The 18,375-nt window shown below is 69.1% G+C and carries 21 protein-coding genes and 2 tRNA genes; 8 read left to right on the top strand and 15 right to left on the bottom strand.

All coding sequences use genetic code 11. The features are described from left to right. Positions 1 to 109: 109 nt before the first annotated feature. From PXD02_RS16780 to PXD02_RS06585, 5 genes are read left to right on the top strand one after another with little or no spacing between them, the layout of a single operon-like run. Positions 110 to 331 carry a TrmO family methyltransferase domain-containing protein gene (locus PXD02_RS16780; protein ID WP_342759751.1) on the top strand — a complete coding sequence of 74 codons (222 nt, stop codon included), beginning with the start codon at positions 110 to 112 and terminating at the stop codon, positions 329 to 331. Then, the gene (locus tag PXD02_RS06600; protein ID WP_275106033.1) at positions 328 to 1,347 is read left to right on the top strand and encodes an iron ABC transporter substrate-binding protein; all 1,020 of its coding nucleotides are present in this window, start codon (positions 328 to 330) and stop codon (positions 1,345 to 1,347) included. Before PXD02_RS16780 ends, PXD02_RS06600 begins: the two co-directional genes overlap by 4 nt. Next, a complete protein-coding gene (locus tag PXD02_RS06595) occupies positions 1,340 to 2,332 on the top strand; it encodes a FecCD family ABC transporter permease (protein ID WP_275106032.1) in 993 nt (330 codons plus the stop codon). The genes PXD02_RS06600 and PXD02_RS06595 overlap by 8 nt, the downstream gene beginning before the upstream one ends. Then, complete coding sequence (locus PXD02_RS06590; RefSeq protein ID WP_275106031.1) at positions 2,320 to 2,778, top strand: ATP-binding cassette domain-containing protein; 459 nt, start codon at positions 2,320 to 2,322, stop codon at positions 2,776 to 2,778. Before PXD02_RS06595 ends, PXD02_RS06590 begins: the two co-directional genes overlap by 13 nt. Beyond that, entirely contained in the window at positions 2,691 to 3,092 is a 402-nt protein-coding gene (locus PXD02_RS06585; RefSeq protein ID WP_275106030.1) for an ATP-binding cassette domain-containing protein, read from the top strand. Before PXD02_RS06590 ends, PXD02_RS06585 begins: the two co-directional genes overlap by 88 nt. A gap of 48 nt (positions 3,093 to 3,140) precedes the next feature. Here PXD02_RS06585 and pheS read toward each other — a convergent pair whose 3' ends face one another. The 3 genes from pheS to PXD02_RS06570 all read right to left on the bottom strand — a co-directional run bounded on the left by pheS (position 3,141) and on the right by PXD02_RS06570 (position 6,719). Beyond that, positions 3,141 to 4,223: a phenylalanine--tRNA ligase subunit alpha gene (pheS, locus tag PXD02_RS06580; RefSeq protein ID WP_275106373.1), complete on the bottom strand. Its 1,083-nt coding sequence runs from the start codon at positions 4,221 to 4,223 to the stop codon at positions 3,141 to 3,143. 131 nt (positions 4,224 to 4,354) lie between these two features. Further along, positions 4,355 to 5,269, bottom strand: a complete 915-nt coding sequence (locus PXD02_RS06575) for a hypothetical protein (protein WP_275106029.1) — start codon at positions 5,267 to 5,269, stop codon at positions 4,355 to 4,357. 85 nt (positions 5,270 to 5,354) lie between these two features. Beyond that, a complete protein-coding gene (locus PXD02_RS06570; protein WP_275106372.1) occupies positions 5,355 to 6,719 on the bottom strand; it encodes a cytochrome P450 in 1,365 nt (454 codons plus the stop codon). Positions 6,720 to 6,884: 165 nt separating this feature from the next. Between PXD02_RS06570 and PXD02_RS06565 the strand changes: the two genes are divergently transcribed. Further along, on the top strand, positions 6,885 to 7,358 hold the full coding sequence (locus PXD02_RS06565; RefSeq protein WP_275106028.1) for a hypothetical protein: 474 nt from the start codon (positions 6,885 to 6,887) through the stop codon (positions 7,356 to 7,358). Between the two features lie 50 nt (positions 7,359 to 7,408). Here the strand turns inward: PXD02_RS06565 and rplT are convergent, their stop codons facing one another. The 4 genes from rplT to pyk form a co-directional block, all read right to left on the bottom strand. Beyond that, positions 7,409 to 7,768, bottom strand: coding sequence for a 50S ribosomal protein L20 (gene rplT / locus PXD02_RS06560; protein ID WP_275106027.1), 360 nt, complete (start codon positions 7,766 to 7,768; stop codon positions 7,409 to 7,411). 17 nt (positions 7,769 to 7,785) lie between these two features. Continuing rightward, positions 7,786 to 7,986, bottom strand: coding sequence for a 50S ribosomal protein L35 (gene rpmI, locus PXD02_RS06555; protein ID WP_234855700.1), 201 nt, complete (start codon positions 7,984 to 7,986; stop codon positions 7,786 to 7,788). 109 nt (positions 7,987 to 8,095) lie between these two features. Beyond that, positions 8,096 to 8,323 carry a hypothetical protein gene (locus PXD02_RS06550; RefSeq protein ID WP_275106026.1) on the bottom strand — a complete coding sequence of 76 codons (228 nt, stop codon included), beginning with the start codon at positions 8,321 to 8,323 and terminating at the stop codon, positions 8,096 to 8,098. A gap of 34 nt (positions 8,324 to 8,357) precedes the next feature. After that, positions 8,358 to 9,803, bottom strand: coding sequence for a pyruvate kinase (pyk, locus tag PXD02_RS06545; RefSeq protein WP_275106025.1), 1,446 nt, complete (start codon positions 9,801 to 9,803; stop codon positions 8,358 to 8,360). A 112-nt stretch (positions 9,804 to 9,915) separates the two neighbouring features. Between pyk and PXD02_RS06540 the strand changes: the two genes are divergently transcribed. Beyond that, complete coding sequence (locus tag PXD02_RS06540) at positions 9,916 to 10,656, top strand: N-formylglutamate amidohydrolase (protein ID WP_275106024.1); 741 nt, start codon at positions 9,916 to 9,918, stop codon at positions 10,654 to 10,656. Position 10,657: 1 nt separating this feature from the next. On the opposite strand, the gene PXD02_RS06535 is transcribed toward PXD02_RS06540, so the two are convergent. From PXD02_RS06535 to PXD02_RS06520, 4 genes are all read right to left on the bottom strand, one after another. Further along, a complete protein-coding gene (locus PXD02_RS06535) occupies positions 10,658 to 12,922 on the bottom strand; it encodes an adenosylcobalamin-dependent ribonucleoside-diphosphate reductase (RefSeq protein ID WP_275106023.1) in 2,265 nt (754 codons plus the stop codon). A 61-nt stretch (positions 12,923 to 12,983) separates the two neighbouring features. After that, entirely contained in the window at positions 12,984 to 13,835 is an 852-nt protein-coding gene (gene olsA, locus PXD02_RS06530) for a lyso-ornithine lipid O-acyltransferase (protein WP_275106022.1), read from the bottom strand. Next, positions 13,832 to 14,638 carry an L-ornithine N(alpha)-acyltransferase gene (gene olsB / locus PXD02_RS06525; RefSeq protein WP_275106021.1) on the bottom strand — a complete coding sequence of 269 codons (807 nt, stop codon included), beginning with the start codon at positions 14,636 to 14,638 and terminating at the stop codon, positions 13,832 to 13,834. The genes olsA and olsB overlap by 4 nt, the downstream gene beginning before the upstream one ends. Positions 14,639 to 14,767: 129 nt before the next feature. After that, the gene (locus PXD02_RS06520; protein ID WP_167622169.1) at positions 14,768 to 14,947 is read right to left on the bottom strand and encodes a DUF3553 domain-containing protein; all 180 of its coding nucleotides are present in this window, start codon (positions 14,945 to 14,947) and stop codon (positions 14,768 to 14,770) included. 38 nt (positions 14,948 to 14,985) lie between these two features. Between PXD02_RS06520 and PXD02_RS06515 the strand changes: the two genes are divergently transcribed. Then, entirely contained in the window at positions 14,986 to 15,609 is a 624-nt protein-coding gene (locus tag PXD02_RS06515) for a histidine phosphotransferase family protein (protein ID WP_275106020.1), read from the top strand. 13 nt (positions 15,610 to 15,622) lie between these two features. On the opposite strand, the gene PXD02_RS06510 is transcribed toward PXD02_RS06515, so the two are convergent. The 4 genes from PXD02_RS06510 to PXD02_RS06495 form a co-directional block, all read right to left on the bottom strand. Continuing rightward, positions 15,623 to 16,939 (bottom strand): glutamate-5-semialdehyde dehydrogenase, encoded by a 1,317-nt coding sequence (locus tag PXD02_RS06510; protein ID WP_275106371.1) that lies wholly within the window; start codon positions 16,937 to 16,939, stop codon positions 15,623 to 15,625. Positions 16,940 to 16,962: 23 nt separating this feature from the next. Next, positions 16,963 to 17,039 (bottom strand) — tRNA-Asp (locus PXD02_RS06505). Between the two features lie 23 nt (positions 17,040 to 17,062). After that, positions 17,063 to 17,139, bottom strand: a tRNA-Asp gene (locus tag PXD02_RS06500). A gap of 77 nt (positions 17,140 to 17,216) precedes the next feature. Beyond that, positions 17,217 to 18,347, bottom strand: a complete 1,131-nt coding sequence (locus tag PXD02_RS06495; RefSeq protein WP_275106019.1) for an anhydro-N-acetylmuramic acid kinase — start codon at positions 18,345 to 18,347, stop codon at positions 17,217 to 17,219. Between the last annotated feature and the right edge of the window lie 28 nt (positions 18,348 to 18,375).

Below are 18,375 nucleotides of genomic sequence, written 5' to 3'. Positions count from 1 at the left end.
CCGGCGGTGACCGTTCCCGACCGCTTCGACGCGCAGCTTTGGTTCATCGGCCGCATCCGAAGGGCTGCGCGGGGTCGAGGGGCGCGAGCGGCTGCAACTGCTCTATTGGATGGACCGGGCGCGGCGCGACCTGGTGTTGCAGAACCCGAATTTCGGCGACCGCGCGACGGGCACCTTTGCCCCGCGCTCGCCCGTGCGGCCGAATCGGGTCGCCTTCTCGGTGGTGCGGCTGCTGGCCGTCGAGGGACCGGTGCTGGCGGTGCGCGGGCCGGACTGCCTGGACGGCACGCCGCTGATCGACATCAAGGCCGACTTCGGAGCCACGCCATGATCCATCCCCGCCTGCTGATCGCCGCCCTGCTGCTTGCGGCCCCGGCCCTGGCCCTTGCCCAGGACCGGACCGTCACCGATGCCACGGGGCGCGCGGTCTCGGTTCCCGCCGCCCCCGCCCGCGTCTTCGCCGCCGGACCGCCCGCCGCGACGCTGCTCTATACGCTGAAGCCCGACGCCATGGTCGGCTGGGTCCGCGCGCCGACGCCCGAAGACCTGCGCTTCCTGCGCCCCGAGGCCGCGGCCCTGCCCCAGCTTGGCATGTTGACCGGCCGGGGCGACACGCTGAATCTGGAAGTGCTGCTGTCGGCCAGGCCCGACCTGATCGTCGATTACGGCACCGTCGACGCCACCTATGTGGACCTGGCAAGCCGCATCCAGGACCAGACCGGCCTGCCCTATGTGCTGGTCGACGGCAGCCTTGCCGACCTGCCGGGCGGCATCCGCCGGATGGCCGACCTGCTGGCGGTGCCGGACCGGGGCGAGACGCTGGCCGCCTATGCCGAACGGACGCTGGCCGATCTGGACGCGCTGCTGGCCGGGATCCCGCAGGATGCGCGCCCGACCGTCTATCTGGCGCGCGGCCCCGAGGGGCTGGAAACGGCGGCGAAAGGTTCGATCAATGCCGAGATCATCGAACGCGCCGGCGCGATCAACGTGGCCGAGGCCGGGACGCGCGGATTGGCGACCGTATCCCCCGAACAGGTGCAGGCCTGGGCGCCCGAGGTCATCATCACCATCGACCGCGACTTCGCGGCCAAGGTCGGGCGGATGCCGGAATGGCAGGGGATCCCGGCGGTGGCGAACGGCCGGGTCTATCTGGCCCCCGCCGCGCCCTTCGGCTTCATCGACCGGCCGCCCTCGGTCAACCGGCTGATCGGGCTGAGATGGCTGGCCCACAAGCTCTATCCCGATGCCGCCACGGGCGATCTGCGGGCCGAGGTCGCGGCGTTCTATGACCTGTTCTATGGCCTGCGCCCCGACGATGCCGCGCTGACGGCCCTGCTGGGTGAGTGATCGCGGCCTGGTCGTCCTGCTGGCGGCGGGGCTGGCCGCGACGCTGATCCTGGGCGCGGCGATCGGGCCTTTCGGGCTGTCTCCGGCGACGATCCTCGCGGTGCTGGCCGGGGATCGCAGCGACCCGCAGGCGGTGACGGTCCTGCTGAACATCCGCCTGCCCCGCGTGCTGGCAGCGGCGGTCGAGGGCGCGGCGCTGGCGGCGGCGGGCGCGGCCTATCAGACGGTGTTCCGCAATCCGCTGGTCTCGCCCGACATCCTGGGCGTCTCGGCCGGGGCGGGTTTCGGCGCGGTGCTGGGCATCCTGCTGGGCCTGCCGGTCATGGCGATCCAGATACTGGGCTTCGGGATGGGGCTTGCCACGGTCGGGCTGGTGATCGGCCTGACGCTGGCGCTGCGGGGCACGGGCCAGGTGCTGATGATCGTGCTGTGCGGCATCGCCATCGGCGCGCTGGCGGGGGCGGGGATTTCGCTGGTCAAGCTGCTGGCCGATCCCGAACAGCAACTGCCCGCCATCACCTTCTGGCTGATGGGCAGCCTTGCGGGCGCCAAGCGCGCGGATGTGGCGGCGGCGCTGCCCGCCCTGCTGGTCGGCATCGCCCCGCTGCTGGCGTTGCGCTGGCGGATCGGGCTGCTGGCGATGGGCGATGACGAGGCCCGCGCCATGGGCATCGACGCCACCCGCCTGCGCGGGCTGGTCATCGCCTGCGCCACGCTGATGACGGCGGCGGCGGTCGCCATGGCGGGGGTGATCGGCTGGGTGGGTCTGATGGTCCCGCATATGGCGCGGCTGCTGACCGGGCCGCGCTTCGACCGGCTGCTGCCCGCCGCGATCCTGATCGGCGCGGGCTTCATGGTCCTGGTCGACACCGCCGCCCGCACCATCGCCACGCTCGAGGTTCCGCTGGGCATCCTGACCGCCGTGCTGGGCGCGCCGGTCTTCGTCTGGCTGCTGGCAAGGAACGCGCGGGCATGGACCGGGTGACGCCCCTGATCGAGGCCCGCGACCTTGCCATCGGTCATGCGGGCCGTGCGCTGATCACCGGCATCGACCTGAGCCTGCCGCCGGGCCGGGTGCTGTGCCTGCTGGGTCCGAACGGCGCGGGCAAGACCACGCTGTTCCGCACGCTGCTGGGCCTGATCCCCCCGATCCGCGGCACGGTCGCGCTGTCGGGCCAGCCTCTGTCCGGGCTGTCGCGCGCCCGGATCGCCCGCCATATCGCCCATGTGCCGCAATCGCTGACCACGCCCTTCGCCTTCACTGCGCGGGATATCGTGCTGATGGGCGCGGCGGCCCGGCTTGGCCCCTTCGCCCGCCCCGCCCGGCCGAGGCGCGGGCGGCGATGGCGGCGCTGTCCCGGCTGGGTATCGCCGATCTGGCCCAGGCCCCCGTCACCCGCCTGTCGGGCGGCCAGCGGCAGATGGTCCTGATCGCCCGCGCCCTGGCCCAGGACGCCGCGACGATCATCATGGACGAACCGACCGCCAGCCTCGACTTTGCCAACCGCATCGCGGTCAACGACGCCATCCGCCGCCTGGCCCTGGCGGGCACGGCGGTGATCCTGTCCACCCACGATCCCGACCAAGCGGCCGGCCTGGGGGACGACGCGATCCTGCTGAACCGGGGCGGCGTTGTCGCATCAGGCCCCGTCCGGGCGGTTCTGACGGCCGAGGCTCTGAGCACCCTCTATGGCATTCCGGTCCGTGGGGATAAGCGCCGGGACGGGGGGCTGCACTTCTATTGAACGGTTTGAGCTGTGATCAGCACCGCAGGCTCGCCGGGGTCGGGCCGATCACCGCGACAATCCGCCGCTGATGCTGGGGACATCGCCCGCAGCGAAGCCGTAATGGCGCAGCCAGCGCAGGTCGCTTTCGAAGAACGCCCGCAGATCGGGTATCCCGTATTTCAGCATCGCGATCCGGTCGATGCCCATGCCGAAGGCGAAGCCCTGCCATTGGTCGGGGTCGATGCCGCCCGCGCGCAGCACGTTCGGATGGACCATGCCCGATCCGAGGATCTCCAGCCAGCTATCCCCCTCGCCGATCTTCAACTGGCCGCCGGACCAGTCGCAGCGGATGTCCACCTCGGCCGAGGGTTCGGTGAAGGGGAAATGGCTGGCGCGGAAGCGCAGCTCGACCTGGCCCACCTCGAAGAAGGCGCGGCAGAATTCCTCCAGCGTCCATTTCAGCTGCGCCATGCTGATGTCGCGGTCGATGGCCAGACCCTCGACCTGGTGGAACATCGGCGTGTGGGTCTGGTCCATGTCCATGCGATAGACGCGGCCGGGGCAGATCACGCGGATCGGCGCGCCGTGGTCCTGCATCGCGCGGATCTGGACGGGGCTGGTATGGGTGCGCAGCACATGCGGCGGCCGGTCGTCGCCAGGCGCGCGGTGCATGAAGAAGGTGTCGTGTTCCTGGCGCGCGGGATGTTCGGGTGCGATGTTCAGCGCGTCGAAATTATACCAGTCGGATTCGACCTGCGGCCCCTCGGCGACCGAGAAGCCCATGTCGGCGAAGATCGCGGTGACTTCCTCGGTCACCTGGCTGATCGGATGGATGGTCCCCTGCGGGCGCGGACGGCCCGGCAGCGTCACATCCAGCCATTCGCCCGCCAGACGCGCCTCCAACGCCGCATCCTCCAGCGACAGCTTGCGGGAGCGCAGGGCGGCGTCCAACTCGTCGCGCAAGTCGTTCAGCAGACGGCCGGTGGTCTGGCGTTCCTCGGGCGTCATGCGGCCCAGCTCGCGCATCTTCAGGCTGATCTCGCCCTTCTTGCCCAGGGCGGCAAGGCGCACCTCCTCGATGGCGGCCGGGTCGGCGGCGCCGTTGATGCGGTCAAGCCATTGCTGGCGCAGGGGGGTCAGATTGTCCATCATCATGCCTTCGGGGTCCGTCTCGGGCATCCGTTAGCATTTGCGGAGGGGATGGGAAAGGCCGGCGCAACAGCCGGAAGACGAAGGGGGCCGGCCGGCCGGCCCCCTTCCGGAATCGGGTCACGCGCGGATCAGGCCCGGCGGCGGCGGCGCAGACCGGCGATCAGGGCCAGCGACCCGCCCAGCAGCCAGACGCCGGCGGGCAGCGGCACCGGAGCGGGCTGAGGCTGGTCGTTTTCCAGCAGGAAGGACTGAAGTCCCGCCAGATCGTCGGTGTTGATCAGGTCGACATTATGCTGAACCAGCTTGGCCCACAGCGCATCGCGCGCGTCGCCCGGCGTGTCATTGGTCGCCCAGAACCGCACGATCTGGCCATTCTCATGCACGCGCGAGACGTAATCGGCCAGAAACGCCTCGTCTTCAGCCGAAAATTCGCCGCTGCCGTTCCAGTCGAACAAGCTGGTCCAGTTGTTGCTGACCATGGTGATGAGGTTCGGATCCAGCGGCTCGCCCGATTCCAGATCGCTGGCGCGGCCATCATAGCCCGCATAACGCAGATCGTCGTTCTTCATCGCCTCGTAATCGCGGTTGCCCGAGATATGCGCGGTCACCGCGCCTTCGCTGCGGCCGTCGGTCTTGCTGAAGGCGGTGAAGACATCGGAATATTCCGCCAGCAGCCCGTCCAGCGCGGACCAGGCGGCGACCGCCTCGGACTTGACGTCGATCAGCAGGTTCAGGGGTGTGCCTTCGCCATAGACCGAACCGCCATTCGCCGCGATCAGATCGCGCAGCGGGTCGAGATAGAGCGATTTCAGGGTGCGCGACGGATCCAGTGCCCAGTCGTCATGAGCGACCAGAAATTCGCCATCGACCAGCCAGATGTCGGCCTCGACCGAGGTAAAGCCGTGATCCAGCGCGTCGAACAGCGGGCGTTCATGTTCGTAATCGTTATGGGCATGGGCACGCGGCAGCGGCTGAACCGGGGCGGCGAAGGCAGCGGCGGACAGCGACAGGGCCGCGGCGGCGGCAAGTGCAAGGGTCTTCATCCGAAGGACTCCATGATGGGTTGAAAGACCGCACCGTTATGGCAGCTCTCGATGACAGCCGCGTTAACCATTTCCGCGGCAGGGCTCAGCGCGGGGCGACGCGCAGCCAGACGCCGCCATGCGGGCGCAGGGTCAGGATCATGCGCGGATGCGGATCGCGGCCCGGAATGGCCGTGAAGCGGAACCGCGCCAGCAGCGTCGCCAGGATCACCACCGCCTCTTGCAGGGCGAAGCCCGCGCCGATGCAGATGCGCGGACCGGCGCCGAAGGGCAGGAAGGCATAGCGGTCGGGCGTGGTCAGGAAGCGATCCGGGTCGAAGGCGTCGGGCCGATCCCACAGCAGATGGTGGCGATGCAGCGCATAGATCGGCAGCATCACCGTATCGCCGGGCAGAACCTGCCGCCCGCACAGCCGATCCTCGGCCCGCGCGGTGCGCGACAGGAAGGCGGCGGGGGGATAGAGGCGCAGCGCCTCGTTCACGATCCGCTGGATCAGGGGCAGACGGGGCATATCGGCCGCCGTCGCGGCCCGGTCGCCCAGGGCCGCGCAGGCCTCGGCCGCCGCGCGGTCCTGCACCGCCGGGTCGAAGGCGCAGAGATACAGCGCCCAGGCCAGGGTCAGGGCGGTCGTCTCGTGTCCCGCGACGATGAAGGTCAGCAGGTTGTCGCGCAGCTCGTCGCGGGTCATCGCCCGGCCGGTTTCCGGGTCGGCGGCGTCCAGCAGCAGATCCAGCAGATCCGGCGCCCCTTGGGTCCGGGGCTTGGCCGCGCGGGCGCCGATGGCCCGGTCGGCGATCTGCTTCATCCGCTGCAACCCGCCGCGCGAGACCATCCGCCCCGGACGCGGAATCCAGCCCGGCAGGCCCATCACGTCCAGCAGCGAGACCTTGGCCGTCTGCGCGATATAGCCGTCGATGGCGTGATGCACCGCGTCGCGGTCGAAGGCGCGGTCGCCCGACAGCGTCACGTCGGCGATCACCTCGAAGGTCGCGGCCACGGTTTCCGCGAACAGATCGACGGGGCCGGTGGCGGCGGCCAGGCGGCGGCAGGATGCCTCGGCCGCGGCGGTCATGACGGGACCAAGCGCCTCGACATGGCGCAGGGCGAAGGCGGGGGCCACCGCGCGGCGCTGCCACCGCCAAGCCGCGCCCTCGGCCACGAACAGGCTGTCGCCGATGGCCGGTTCCAGGATCAGCTTGGTGACATTGGACTTGGGATAATCCTCGACCCGGTCCTTGAGGATATGGCGCAGCGTGGCCGGGTCCATCACCATGTGAAAGCGAATCCCGGTCTTGCCGGAGACGATCGGCTGGCGGGTGGCGATGGCGGGGATCAGTTCCAGCAGGTTGCGCCGGGCGGTCAAGGCGGTGCCGAGGATGCCCAGCGGCTGGCGGGCAAGCGCGACCTTCACGGGGTCGCGCGGCCCCGGATCGGCACCGTCCTCTCGCATCCGCCGTTCCAAGATATCGTGTTCCACGCGATCAGGCTTGCACGAACGGCGGCGCTGCGAAACGGTCGGTGCATCACAATCGGGACAACGCCCCGCCCAAGCCGAACGAACAGGGCGGGCTGCGCGTTTGAAGCCCATGATTTCAGGCCCATGAAGGAGATTGCGATGCTGCGTCCGCTTGTTGTCCTGCTGGCCCTTGCCGCCCCTGCGGCCGCCCAGACCCCGCCCGATTACATCGACGACCGATCCTCGCCCGAACGGGTGGTGACCTCGCTTTACAACGCGATCAACCGCAGCGAATACCTGCGGGGGTGGAGCTATTTCCGCCCCGAAACCGCGCCCCCTTATCAGGAATTCCGCAACGGCTATGCAGACACGGCCGCGGTCGAGCTGCGCTTGGGCGAGGTTTCATCGGAAGGCGCTGCCGGGTCGATCCATTCCGCCGTGCCGGTGGTCCTGCAAGCGGTCGCGGCGGACGGGCAGACGACCGTCTTCACCGGATGCTACCGGCTGACGCAGGTGCAGCCCGCCGCACAGGACACGCCGCCGTTCCGCCCGATCCAGATCGATGGCGGCACGCTGGAAAAAAGCGATGCCTCGTTCGACAGCGCCACCGCCGCCTGCGGCGAGGCCGAATGAAAAAAGGCCCGCACCGGGGGCGGGCCTTTTCCTCAGATTTCGCAGGGCGATCAGGCTGCGGCTTTCGCTTGCTCCACGATCGCGCCGAACGCCTCAGGTTCGTTCACGGCCAAGTCGGCCAGAACCTTGCGGTCCACCTCGATCCCGGCTTTCGCCAGCAGGTTGATGAAGCGCGAATAGGTCATTTCCGCGTCCACCAGACGGACGGCGGCGTTGATCCGCTGGATCCACAGCGCGCGGAAGTTGCGCTTGCGGGTCTTGCGGTCGCGGGTGGCGTATTGGTTCGCCTTGTCGACGGCCTGGGTGGCGGTGCGGAAGTTGCGCGACCGGGCGCCGTAATAGCCCTTGGCCGCGTCCAGAACCTTCTTGTGGCGGGCGTGCGTGACCTTGCCGGATTTAACTCGTGCCATTGTTCAGTCCTCAGCGATCAGCGGTTATAGGGCATGTATTTCTTGACGATCTTGGCATCCGCGTCCGACAGGACGCTGGTGCCGCGCGCGTCGCGAATGAACTTGATCGTGCGCTTGATCATGCCGTGGCGCTTGCCGGCCTGGGCGGATTTCACCTTCCCCGAGGCCGTGAACGAGAACCGCTTCTTGGCGGCCGACTTGGTCTTCATCTTCGGCATTTTCGTCTCCTTGATCGAAGTGAACGTGCGACTCGGCAATGCCATGGTGGCCGGACGCACGGGCAGGAAGCGCGCCGTATAGGCGCGCCGTTCGGATTTGGCAAGGGCCTCAGGGCGTTGTCGTCGCACCGCCCGCCAGACGCGCCCAGGCCTGCGGGATCTGGTCCAGGCTGAACGGTTCGGGCGCCAGATAGGCCCCGGCAAGGATCGCGGCGATGCCCAGGACCAGCAGGACCGCGCCCGCGCGCGGAGCCTGGGTCCGCAGCAGTTGCACGACGGCAACGACGACCGAAAGCAGGCACAGCGCGAGGCCGCCCAGCAGCAGAAGATCAGACATGGAAACCCCTTGTGATGGTCCGTCCGACCTGGGCTTATTCTGGATCCGACGCGAAGATCAAGCGTTCGTCGCAGGGCGCGATCCGCACGATGTTGGTGCTGCCCGGCACGTTGAAGGGCACGCCCGCGATCACCACCACCTGCCGGGTTTCGTCGGCGAAGTTGAATTCGCGCGCCGCGCGCGTCGCGTTGACGACCGCCTCCTTGAAGCGGGTCAGCTGCGGGGTGATGACGCAATGCGTCCCCCAGGTCAGGCACATGCGGCGCAGGACCGATTCCAGATGGGTCAGCGCGATGATCGGCACGCGGGGGCGTTCGCGCGCCACCAGGCTGACGGTCTGGCCCGACTGGCTGAAGGCGCAGATCGCGGCGATGTCGGTGGTTTCGGCGATCTCTCGCGCGGCGGTGACGATGGCGTCGGCCACCGTATGCAGCTTGTTCTGGCGCGAGGCCTCGATGATGGCGCGATAGTTGCTGTCGGCCTCGACGGACCGGGCGACGCTGTCCATCGTGCGGACGGCCTCGATGGGATAGGAACCGGCGGCGCTTTCGGCGGACAGCATCACCGCGTCGGCGCCTTCGTAGATGGCGTTCGCCACGTCGCTGACCTCGGCCCGCGTCGGCATGGGGCTTTCGATCATCGATTCCAGCATTTGCGTGGCGACGATCACCGGCTTGGCGGCCGAGCGGCACTTGCGGACCAGGCGCTTCTGGATCGGGGGCACGGAATGGATCGGCAGTTCGACCCCCAGATCGCCCCGCGCGACCATGATGCCGTCGGAGGTGGCCAGGATGTCGTCGAAGGCGTCGACCGCCGCCGGTTTCTCGATCTTGGACAGGATCGCGGCGCGACCCCTGGCAAGCGCCCGCGCCTCCTCGACATCGGCGGCGCGCTGCACGAAGGACAGGGCCAGCCAGTCCACGCCCAGTTCGCAGGCGAATTCCAGGTCGGCGCGATCCTTGTCCGACAGCGCCGCCAGCGGCAGAACCACGTCGGGCACGTTCACCCCCTTGCGGTCGCTGATCGTGCCGCCGACCGTCACCGTGCAATCGGCGAAATCGGGGCCGCATTCATCGACCCGCAGACGGATCTTGCCGTCATTGACCAGCAGGTTGCTGCCCGGCACCAGGGCCGCGAAGATCTCGGGATGGGGCAGTTGCACGCGGCTGGAATCCCCCGGCGCCGTGTCCAGGTCGAAGCGGAAGCGGTTGCCCTCTTCCAGGTCGCAGGCGCCCGCGGTGAACTGGCCCACGCGCAGCTTCGGCCCCTGAAGGTCGGCCAGCACGGCGATGGGACGGCCGGTTTCCGCCTCGACGGCGCGGATCGCGTCATAGCGGGCGCGGTGATCGTCATGGCTGCCGTGGCTCATGTTCAGGCGGAACACGTCCGCGCCGGTATCGAACAGCGCGCGGATCATGTCCCTGGTGCTGGACGCGGGCCCCAGGGTTGCCACGATCTTGACGTTGCGATGTCTTCTCATCCTGCGGCCCTCTTCCGTTTGCGCTAACTATGGTCCAGATCGCCTGCGGCTGCAACTGGCGTCCGCCGGCACCATCGCATAGACATCCTGCGACATGAAGGATGACCGACCGATGACAGACCGCGCCTTCTGGACCGAGGGAGAGGACCGCCCGTCCCGCTGGCTGATCACCTGCGACCATGCGACGAACCGCGTGCCGGACTGGGTGGGCGGCGGCGACCTGGGGATCGACGCCGCCGACATGGCGCGCCACATCGCCTATGACGTGGGCGCGGCGGGGCTGGCGTCGCGGCTGGCGGTGCTGATGGACGCCCCGGCGATCTTTTCCGACTTCTCGCGGCTGGTGATCGACCCCAACCGGGGCGAGGACGATCCGACGCTGCTGATGCGCCTTTACGACGGCACGGTGATCCCGGCGAGCAAGAACGCCGACGCGGCAGAACGCGAACGGCGGCTGGACCGGCTGCACCGCCCCTATCACCGTGCGCTGGCGCGGCTGGCCGACAGCCATCCCGGCCGCTGCATCTGCGCGATCCACAGCTTTACGCCGCAATTGCGCGGCCGTCCGATGCGGCCCTGGCAGGTGGGGATCCTCTATTCCTACCAGGATGTCCGGCTTGGTCCGCCGATGGTGCAGGCCTGCCGCGAGGCCGGATGGATCACCGGCGAGAACCAGCCCTATGACGGCCATCTCGAAGGCGATTCGATCGACCGCCACGCATTGCGCCACGGTCGTCCGAATATCCTGATCGAGCTGCGCAACGACCTGATCGCGGATCGGGCGGGCCAGACGGAATGGGCGGCCAAGCTGGCCCCGGTGATCGCGGGCACACTGGCAAGCGCCGGGCTGTGACCTAGCCGCATTTGGAATGGCCGCAGTTCGGGCAGGTCATGCAGCCTTCGTTCATGCGCATCCCGTATTGGCCGCAGTTCGGGCAGGCCGGGCCCAGCGGGCGTTCGCCCACGGCCATCGCCTCGACCTGCGGATCGGATTTCAGGCCCAGGCCCTCGCCCGCCAGGAAGCCGATGGCGACCATGTGGCGTTCGATCACCCCGCCGATGGCCGCCAGGATCGACGGCACATAGCGCCCGCCCATCCAGGCGCCGCCGCGCGGGTCGAAGACGGCCTTCAGTTCCTCGACCACGAAGGACACATCGCCGCCACGCCGGAAGACCGCGCTGATCATCCGGGTCAGGGCGACGGTCCAGGCGAAATGCTCCATGTTCTTCGAGTTGATGAAGATCTCGAACGGGCGGCGATGGCCCGCCTGCACGATGTCGTTGATGGTGATATAGATCGCGTGTTCGCTGGCGGGCCATTTCAGCTTGTAGGTCGCGCCTTCCAGCGCGGCGGGACGGTCCAGAGGCTCGGTCAGATAGACGACCTCGGCACCGGCATCGGCCTGCGGCACGGCCTCGGCCGCCTCGCTGACCGACAGGACCGATCCGGTGACCGCGTTCGGGCGATAGGTGGTGCAGCCCTTGCAGCCCAGATCCCAAGCCGACAGGTAGACATCCTTGAAGTCCTGGAAGGGCATATCCGCCGGGCAGTTGATGGTCTTGGAGATGCTGCTGTCCACCCAGTCCTGCGCCGCCGCCTGCATGGCGACATGATCCTGGGGCGCCAGCGTCTGCGCGTTCACGAAGTAATCGGGCAAGGGCGCGTCGCCATGCAGGTCGCGCCACATCTGGACGGCGTAATCGACGACCTCCTCCTCGGTCCGGCTGCCGTCCTTTTGCAGCACCTTGCGGGTATAGGCATGGCCGAAGACCGGCTCGATCCCGCTGGACACGTTCCCGGCATAGAGGCTGATCGTCCCGGTCGGCGCGATGCTGGTCAGCAGGGCGTTGCGGATGCCATGAGCCGCCACCGCGTCGCGCACCGCATCGTCCATCCGCCGCATGAAGCCCGAGGCCAGGAAGGCGTCGCGGTCGAACAGCGGGAATGCCCCCTTCTCGCGCGCCAGATCGGCGGAGGCCAGATAGGCCGACCGCGCGATGGCCCGCATCCAGACCCGCGTCCGCTCCACGGCATCCGGGGCGCCATAGCGCAGCCCCAGCATCAGCAGCGCATCGGCAAGCCCCGTCACGCCCAGGCCGATGCGGCGCTTGGCCCGCGCCTCGGCCGCCTGCTGCGGCAGGGGGAATTTCGACGCATCGACCACATTGTCCATCATCCGCACCGCCACCCGGACCAGATCGTCCAGCGCCGCCATGTCCACCCTCGCCTGCGGCGTGAACGGGTCCGACACCAGCCGGGCCAGGTTCACCGACCCCAGCAGGCAGGCCCCATAGGGCGGCAGCGGCTGTTCACCGCAGGGATTGGTGGCCGCGATCGTCTCGGCGTAATGCAGGTTGTTCTGCTGGTTGATGCGGTCGATGAAGATCACGCCGGGTTCGGCATAGTCATAGGTCGCGCGCATGATCCGGTTCCACAGATCCTGCGCGGGGACCGTGCGATAGACCTTGCCGCCAAAGACCAGATCCCACCGCCCGTCCGCCTTGACCGCCTGCATGAAGGCATCCGTCACCAGCACCGACAGGTTGAACATGCGCAGCCGGGCGCTGTCCTGCTTGGCGGCGATGAAATCCTCGATATCGGGGTGGTCGCAGCGCATGGTGGCCATCATCGCGCCCCGGCGGCTGCCCGCCGACATGATCGTGCGGCACATCGCGTCCCACACGTCCATGAAGGACAGCGGGCCGGATGCGTCCGCCGCCACGCCCCGCACCTCGGCCCCCCTGGGGCGGATGGTGCTGAAATCATAGCCGATGCCGCCGCCCTGCTGCATGGTCAGCGCGGCTTCCTTCAGCGCCTGGAAAATCCCCTCCATGCTGTCGGGGATGGTGCCCATGACGAAGCAGTTGAACAGGGTGACGCTGCGCCCGGTGCCCGCGCCCGCCAGGATGCGCCCGGCAGGCAGGAAGCGGAAATCCTGAAGCGCGGCATAGAAGCGGTCCTCCCACGCGGCGGGGTCTGCCTCAACCTGGGCCAGGTCGCGGGCGACGCGGCGCCAGCTGTCCTCGACCGTGGCGTCGAGGGGGCGGCCCTCGGCGTCCTTCAGGCGGTATTTCATGTCCCAGATCTGTTCGGCGATGGGCGCGGCAAAACGGGTCATGGCAGATCCCTTGGGGCTGCGGATGGTCATCCCACCAAATATGGGCCAGATACCCGCCCGATCAAGCGACAAGGCCGCGACGCACGGCGTCTTCGCAGGCCAGGGCCAGGGTTTTGCGCGTCTGCCCGGCCACCGGGACGGGATCGTGCAGCACGACCGTCACCCGCCCCTGCCGCCGCGCCGCCAGCACCGCCAGCAGATGCGGCCCCAGATCCATATCCCCCCACCAGCCGTAAAAGCGCGGATCCGCGTTGGGGGGCGCATGATAGACCGCGCTGACCGGCTGGATCGCCAGCCCGGCGGGCAGCGCCGGATCCAGGAACCCCTGGAACAGCGTCGGCTTGAAGGGCAGCAGCCGCCGCCCGTCGGTCGAGGTGCCTTCGGGAAAGAACAGCAGCCGGTGGCCCGCATTCACGCGGTCCGAGAACTCCCGCGCCTGCGCCTGCGCCAGCCGGGGATCGCGGATGACGAAATGCGTGTCGGTGACGCGGGTCAGGATGTTGATGCCGGGCCAGCCCGCGACCTCGGCCTTGCTGACGAAGAACACCGGCATGGCGGCGTTCAGGACCAGGATGTCCAGCCAGCTTGAATGGTTCGCCACCACCGCGCCGGGGCCGCGCATCGGCACGCCCTGCCGCCGCCAGCGGATGCCGATGCAGGCCAGCACCAGACGGCAGACCGCCTGCACATGCGGTCCCGTCCAGGGACGGCGGCGGCCATGAACCAGACGCTCGACCCCGCGCAGGGGCAGGATCAGCAGCACCCCCGCCAGCAGCACCAGAATCGCGCCCAGGCCCCGGCGCGTGACGCGCAGCCAGTCGCCCAAGGTCCGCGGACCGGCCAGCGGCGGCGGTTGGCCGTCGCGCCAGGTCGCCTCGGTCCGTCCCGGATCAACGCGCGGAGCCGGGCTCATTGCGGCTGCCAGCGGCTTTCGTAGAACTGCCGGTGCTTGTCCGACATCGCGGCGGTGTCCATCAGCAGGAACACATCGGTGGTGTTGAAGGCGCGGTCGATGAACGCCCCATCGCCCACCATGCCGCCCAAGCGCAGATAGGCCTTGATCAGCGCGGGCATCCCGACCAGGGCCTCGCGCCGGTCCAGGCGGTCGGCGGGGATCAGGTCCATGCGGTGAAACCCCTCGGGCCGCGCGCGGGGGCGCAGGTCGGCGGGGGCCAGGTGGTGATGGTGCAGCCAGCTGAGCGAGGGCGCCAGCATTGTCGTGTCGGTGCCGTGAAAGCTGGCGACACCGAACAGGATCTGGATCCCGTGGTCCAGGACGTAATCGGCAAGCGCGTTCCACAGCAGGAACATGCCCGACCCGCCCCGGCAGGCCGGATCGACGCAGGACCGGCCCAGTTCCAGCACCGGGCGGCCGCAGGCGCGCAGCGGCGTCAGGTCGTATTCGGAATCGCAGTAGAACCGCCCGAACCCCGCCGCCACATCGCCGCGCAGCAGGCGATAGACGCCCACGACATGATCAAGATCCTGTGGCGACCGGCGGGTGTCGATCAGGCACAGGTGATCCACGACCGGATCGAAGTCGTCGCGTTCCAGCCGCCGGTCATGATCGACCAGCGGGCCGTCGCCGCCCAGTTCCTCGATGAAGACGCGATAGCGCAGGCGTTGCGCGGCCAGCAGATCCTGGTCCGACACCGCCAGGCGTGTGTCGAAGAAGGACGGGTCGGATCGGGTGCGGGCGGGGGCGGATATGGGCATCGCGGTCCTGTCTAGGCGCGCGCGCGGGGTATTGCAACGATGCAGCAGACTGACCTGGACGTCCCATGCGGGGCGCAAGTTTGCTTGCACAAAACAATCAAAGGTTGCAATCGTTGCGGCATGAACCACTCAGCTGCCGTGCGACCAGACGATATCCAGCGAAACCCGCCTGCCGTCGATGACCTGCTTTCCGGCCTCGGCGAAGTTGACCGTGATCCGGTCGCCGATGCGCGACTGCACTTGGCCCTCGCCCCATTCGGGCGCGCCGGGATGGCGGACGATCATGCCGGGTTCCAGGATCTCGTTCACGGCAGCCCCCTTTGTGACGTGCTGAAAGGTAATGCCGCATGACCCTGGAGACAACGCGCATCACGCAGGCAGAGCTTGCGCATCTGCTGGGATCGCGGCTGTGCCATGACCTGGTCTCGCCGCTGGGCGCCATCGGCAACGGCGTCGAACTGCTGGAAATGTCGCCCGAGTTTCCGGGCATCGGCGCCAGCCCCGAACTGAAGCTGATCGCCGAATCGGTGGCGGCGGCGCGGGCGCGGATCCAGCTGTTCCGCGTGGCCTTCGGCCAGGCCCAGGGCGAACAGCGCATGTCGCGCGCGGGCCTAGCGCAGCTTCTGGACGGCTTTGCAAGCCAGGGCCGGCTGCGCATCGACCTGGAGGCCGAGGGCGATTTCGCCCGCGTGGAACTGCGCATGATCATGCTGGCGATCATGTGCCTGGAAAGCGCGCTGCCCTGGGGCGGCACGATCACCGTGCTGCATGACGAGGGCCGCTGGCGGCTGGTGGGACAGGCCGACCGGGTCAAGCAGGATGCGGCCCTGTGGGCCTGGCTGGGCGGCGACGCCCCCCGCGCCCCTGCCCCGTCCGAGGTTCATTTCGCCCTTCTGGCCCAGGCCCTTGCCGCCGCCAACCGCCAGCCACGCTGGGATCTGGACGACAAGGGGGCTGGGATCGCGTTCTGATCCCCGCCGGGGGTCAGGCGCGGACCGTCCCGTCGCCCCGAACCAGGTATTTGAAGCTGGTCAACTGCTCGGCCCCGACCGGGCCGCGCGCGTGCAGCTTGCCGGTGGCGATGCCGATTTCCGCGCCCATCCCGAACTCTCCGCCATCGGCGAACTGGGTCGAGGCGTTGCGCATCAGGATCGCGCTGTCGAGCGCGGCAAAGAACCGCTCTGCCGTGGCGTCGTTATCGGTGATGATCGATTCGGTGTGCTGGCTGCCATGGCGGCGGATATGGGTGATCGCCTCCTCGACCCCGTCGACCAGCTTCGCGGCGATGATCATGTCCAGGAATTCGCGGCCGAAATCATCCGCCCCGGCGCGGACGGTGGCGGGGATTTTCGCCAGCTCGCCCTCGGCCCGGACCTCGACGCCCGCGCGCAGCAGATCCTCGATGATCGCGGGCCCGTAGCGGGTATAGAACCGCCAGTCGATCAGCAGGCTTTCGGCGGCGCCGCAGATGCCGGGGCGGCGGGTCTTGGCGTTCAGCACGACCTTGCGGGCCATCTCGGGGTCGGCGTCGCGATCGACATAGACGTGGCAGATGCCTTCAAGATGCGCGAAGACCGGCACCCGCGCCTGCTGCTGGACCAGCCCGACCAGCCCCTTGCCACCGCGCGGAATGATCACGTCGATCAGGCCCTGCGCCTGCAACATCGCGGTGACGGCGGCGCGGTCGCGGGTCGGGACAAGCTGGATCGCCGCTTCGGGCAGACGGGCCTGGCGCAACCCTTCGACCATGCAGGCATGGATCGCCTGACTGGAATGCAGGCTTTCCGACCCGCCGCGCAGGATCACCGCATTGCCCGATTTCAACGCCAGCGCGCCGGCATCGGCGGTCACGTTCGGGCGGCTTTCATAGATCACGCCGATGACGCCGATCGGGGTGCGGATCCGCTGGATGTGCAGCCCGTTCGGGCGGTCCCATTCGGCCAAGACCTCTCCCACCGGGTCGCGCTGTTCGGCCACCGCGCGCAGGCCGTCCTCGATCCCGCGCAGGCGGGCTGCGTCCAGGCGCAGCCGGTCCAGCATCGCCGGGGCCAGTCCCTTGTCGCGCCCGAACTGCATGTCCTCGTCATTGGCGGCCAGGATCGCGGCCTGCCGCGCGCGGATTTCATAGGCGGCCCCGATCAGCGCGACATGCTTGCGTTCGGCCGTGGCCTGCGCAAGTTCGACCGCCGCCGCCCGCGCGGCCCGGCCCATCGTCGCAATCAGCGCCGTCGCATCATCATGATCGGTCATTCGCAATCCTCCCTTGGCGGGGTTCCGTCTTAGCGAAACGCGGCGAGGGATGTTAGATCAAAAATCAGGGGAAATGGCGCGGTTGACGGGGCTCGAACCCGCGACCCCCGGCGTGACAGGCCGGTACTCTAACCAACTGAGCTACAACCGCGCTTTTCCGGGCGAAGATGTGTGTGGCGCGGTTGACGGGGCTCGAACCCGCGACCCCCGGCGTGACAGGCCGGTACTCTAACCAACTGAGCTACAACCGCACACTCACCACCCCGACAGATCGCCCTTCGGGGTGAGGGGCGGTTTACGCAGACCGCAGCCGCCCGTCAAGGGCGCGTCATGAAAAATCACCACGCCCCCCGAATTCACGCCCGCGCGGATAACTGATCCGCCCCCCGCAGCAGGGCGCGCCCACCCCCGTCGTCGCCGGACCCGAGGTCGGCAGCCCGCGCAGCACCCGCGCCGCCAGCCAGCCGAAGGCCTGCGCCTCCAGCATGTCGCCGTCCAGGCCCGCCGCCTCGACCGGCTGCACGTCGCAGGGCAGCACCTGCGCCAGCCGCGCCATGATCGCGGGGTTGCGCCGCCCGCCGCCGCAGACCAGCACCGCGGCGGGAACGGTCGGCATCCACCGCATCCCCGCCGCAACCGCCCCGGCCAGAGCCGCAACCAGGGTCGCGGCGGCATCGGCATCCGCCAGCGGTTCGACGGCGGCGGCAAGGCCCGCGAACTGGTCGCGGTCCAGCGATTTTGGCGGCGGCCGGTCGAACCAGGGATGGCGCAGGAATTCGGCCAGGAGGCGGTGATCCGCCCGTCCCGTCGCGGCCAAGGCGCCGTCGCGGTCGTGGCTTTGCCGCAGGCGCCGCCGCATCAGGTCGTTGAGCGGCGCATTGGCGGGGCCGGTGTCGAAGGCCAGGCAGGCGCCCGGCGCCTCGGGCGCGGGGGCGGTCGGATCGACCCAGGTGAGGTTGCCCACGCCGCCCAGGTTCAGGAAGGCGACGGGCTGCGGCGACAGACGCCCCTGCCCCACGGCCCAGCCGGCGCAGGCCCAGTGGAAGAACGGCGCCAGCGGCGCGCCTTCGCCACCCTGCCGCACATCCTCGCGGCGGAAATCCCAGACCACCGGCCGCCCCACCGCCCGCGCCAAGGCCGCGCCGTCGCCCGCCTGATGCGTGCCCCTGCCCTGCGGATCATGGGCCAGGGTCTGGCCGTGATAGCCGATCAGGTCGGCATCCGCGAAATCGGCGGCCAAGGCGGCATGGCTTGCGACCGACAGCGCCGCGGCCTCGGCCACCCCTGCCCCGCCCGGCCATCGGCCGAGCGCCGCGTGCAGCACGGCCGATTCGGTGTCGGAATAGGCGCGAAAGCCGCTGCGCCCGAAGCCCGCGATCCGCACCCCCTCGGTCTCGATCACCGCCGCGTCCACCCCGTCCATCGAGGTGCCCGACATCATTCCCAGAACCCGGATCATCGCGCTTTTCCTTCCCTGTCCCAGCCGG

This window comes from Paracoccus sp. S3-43, from assembly GCF_029027965.1.
GTDB lineage: Bacteria > Pseudomonadota > Alphaproteobacteria > Rhodobacterales > Rhodobacteraceae > Paracoccus.
The sequence above is the reverse complement of the archived record's forward strand: the minus strand, read 5'-3'. Positions and strand labels throughout refer to the sequence as shown.

Excerpts from the sequence above, each read along its gene's own strand:
- PXD02_RS16780 (WP_342759751.1), top strand. The coding sequence starts at position 110 with ATGGACCGGGCGCGGCGCGACCTGGTGTTGCAGAACCCGAATTTCGGC.
- PXD02_RS06600 (WP_275106033.1), top strand. The coding sequence starts at position 328 with ATGATCCATCCCCGCCTGCTGATCGCCGCCCTGCTGCTTGCGGCCCCG.
- PXD02_RS06590 (WP_275106031.1), top strand. The coding sequence starts at position 2,320 with ATGGACCGGGTGACGCCCCTGATCGAGGCCCGCGACCTTGCCATCGGT.
- PXD02_RS06585 (WP_275106030.1), top strand. The coding sequence starts at position 2,691 with ATGGCGGCGCTGTCCCGGCTGGGTATCGCCGATCTGGCCCAGGCCCCC.
- pheS (WP_275106373.1), bottom strand. The coding sequence starts at position 4,223 with ATGGACAATCTGACCCCCCTGCGCCAGCAATGGCTTGACCGCATCAAC.
- PXD02_RS06575 (WP_275106029.1), bottom strand. The coding sequence starts at position 5,269 with ATGAAGACCCTTGCACTTGCCGCCGCCGCGGCCCTGTCGCTGTCCGCC.
- PXD02_RS06570 (WP_275106372.1), bottom strand. The coding sequence starts at position 6,719 with ATGCGAGAGGACGGTGCCGATCCGGGGCCGCGCGACCCCGTGAAGGTC.
- PXD02_RS06565 (WP_275106028.1), top strand. The coding sequence starts at position 6,885 with ATGCTGCGTCCGCTTGTTGTCCTGCTGGCCCTTGCCGCCCCTGCGGCC.
- rplT (WP_275106027.1), bottom strand. The coding sequence starts at position 7,768 with ATGGCACGAGTTAAATCCGGCAAGGTCACGCACGCCCGCCACAAGAAG.
- rpmI (WP_234855700.1), bottom strand. The coding sequence starts at position 7,986 with ATGCCGAAGATGAAGACCAAGTCGGCCGCCAAGAAGCGGTTCTCGTTC.
- PXD02_RS06550 (WP_275106026.1), bottom strand. The coding sequence starts at position 8,323 with ATGTCTGATCTTCTGCTGCTGGGCGGCCTCGCGCTGTGCCTGCTTTCG.
- pyk (WP_275106025.1), bottom strand. The coding sequence starts at position 9,803 with ATGAGAAGACATCGCAACGTCAAGATCGTGGCAACCCTGGGGCCCGCG.
- PXD02_RS06540 (WP_275106024.1), top strand. The coding sequence starts at position 9,916 with ATGACAGACCGCGCCTTCTGGACCGAGGGAGAGGACCGCCCGTCCCGC.
- PXD02_RS06535 (WP_275106023.1), bottom strand. The coding sequence starts at position 12,922 with ATGACCCGTTTTGCCGCGCCCATCGCCGAACAGATCTGGGACATGAAA.
- olsA (WP_275106022.1), bottom strand. The coding sequence starts at position 13,835 with ATGAGCCCGGCTCCGCGCGTTGATCCGGGACGGACCGAGGCGACCTGG.
- olsB (WP_275106021.1), bottom strand. The coding sequence starts at position 14,638 with ATGCCCATATCCGCCCCCGCCCGCACCCGATCCGACCCGTCCTTCTTC.
- PXD02_RS06515 (WP_275106020.1), top strand. The coding sequence starts at position 14,986 with ATGACCCTGGAGACAACGCGCATCACGCAGGCAGAGCTTGCGCATCTG.
- PXD02_RS06495 (WP_275106019.1), bottom strand. The coding sequence starts at position 18,347 with ATGATCCGGGTTCTGGGAATGATGTCGGGCACCTCGATGGACGGGGTG.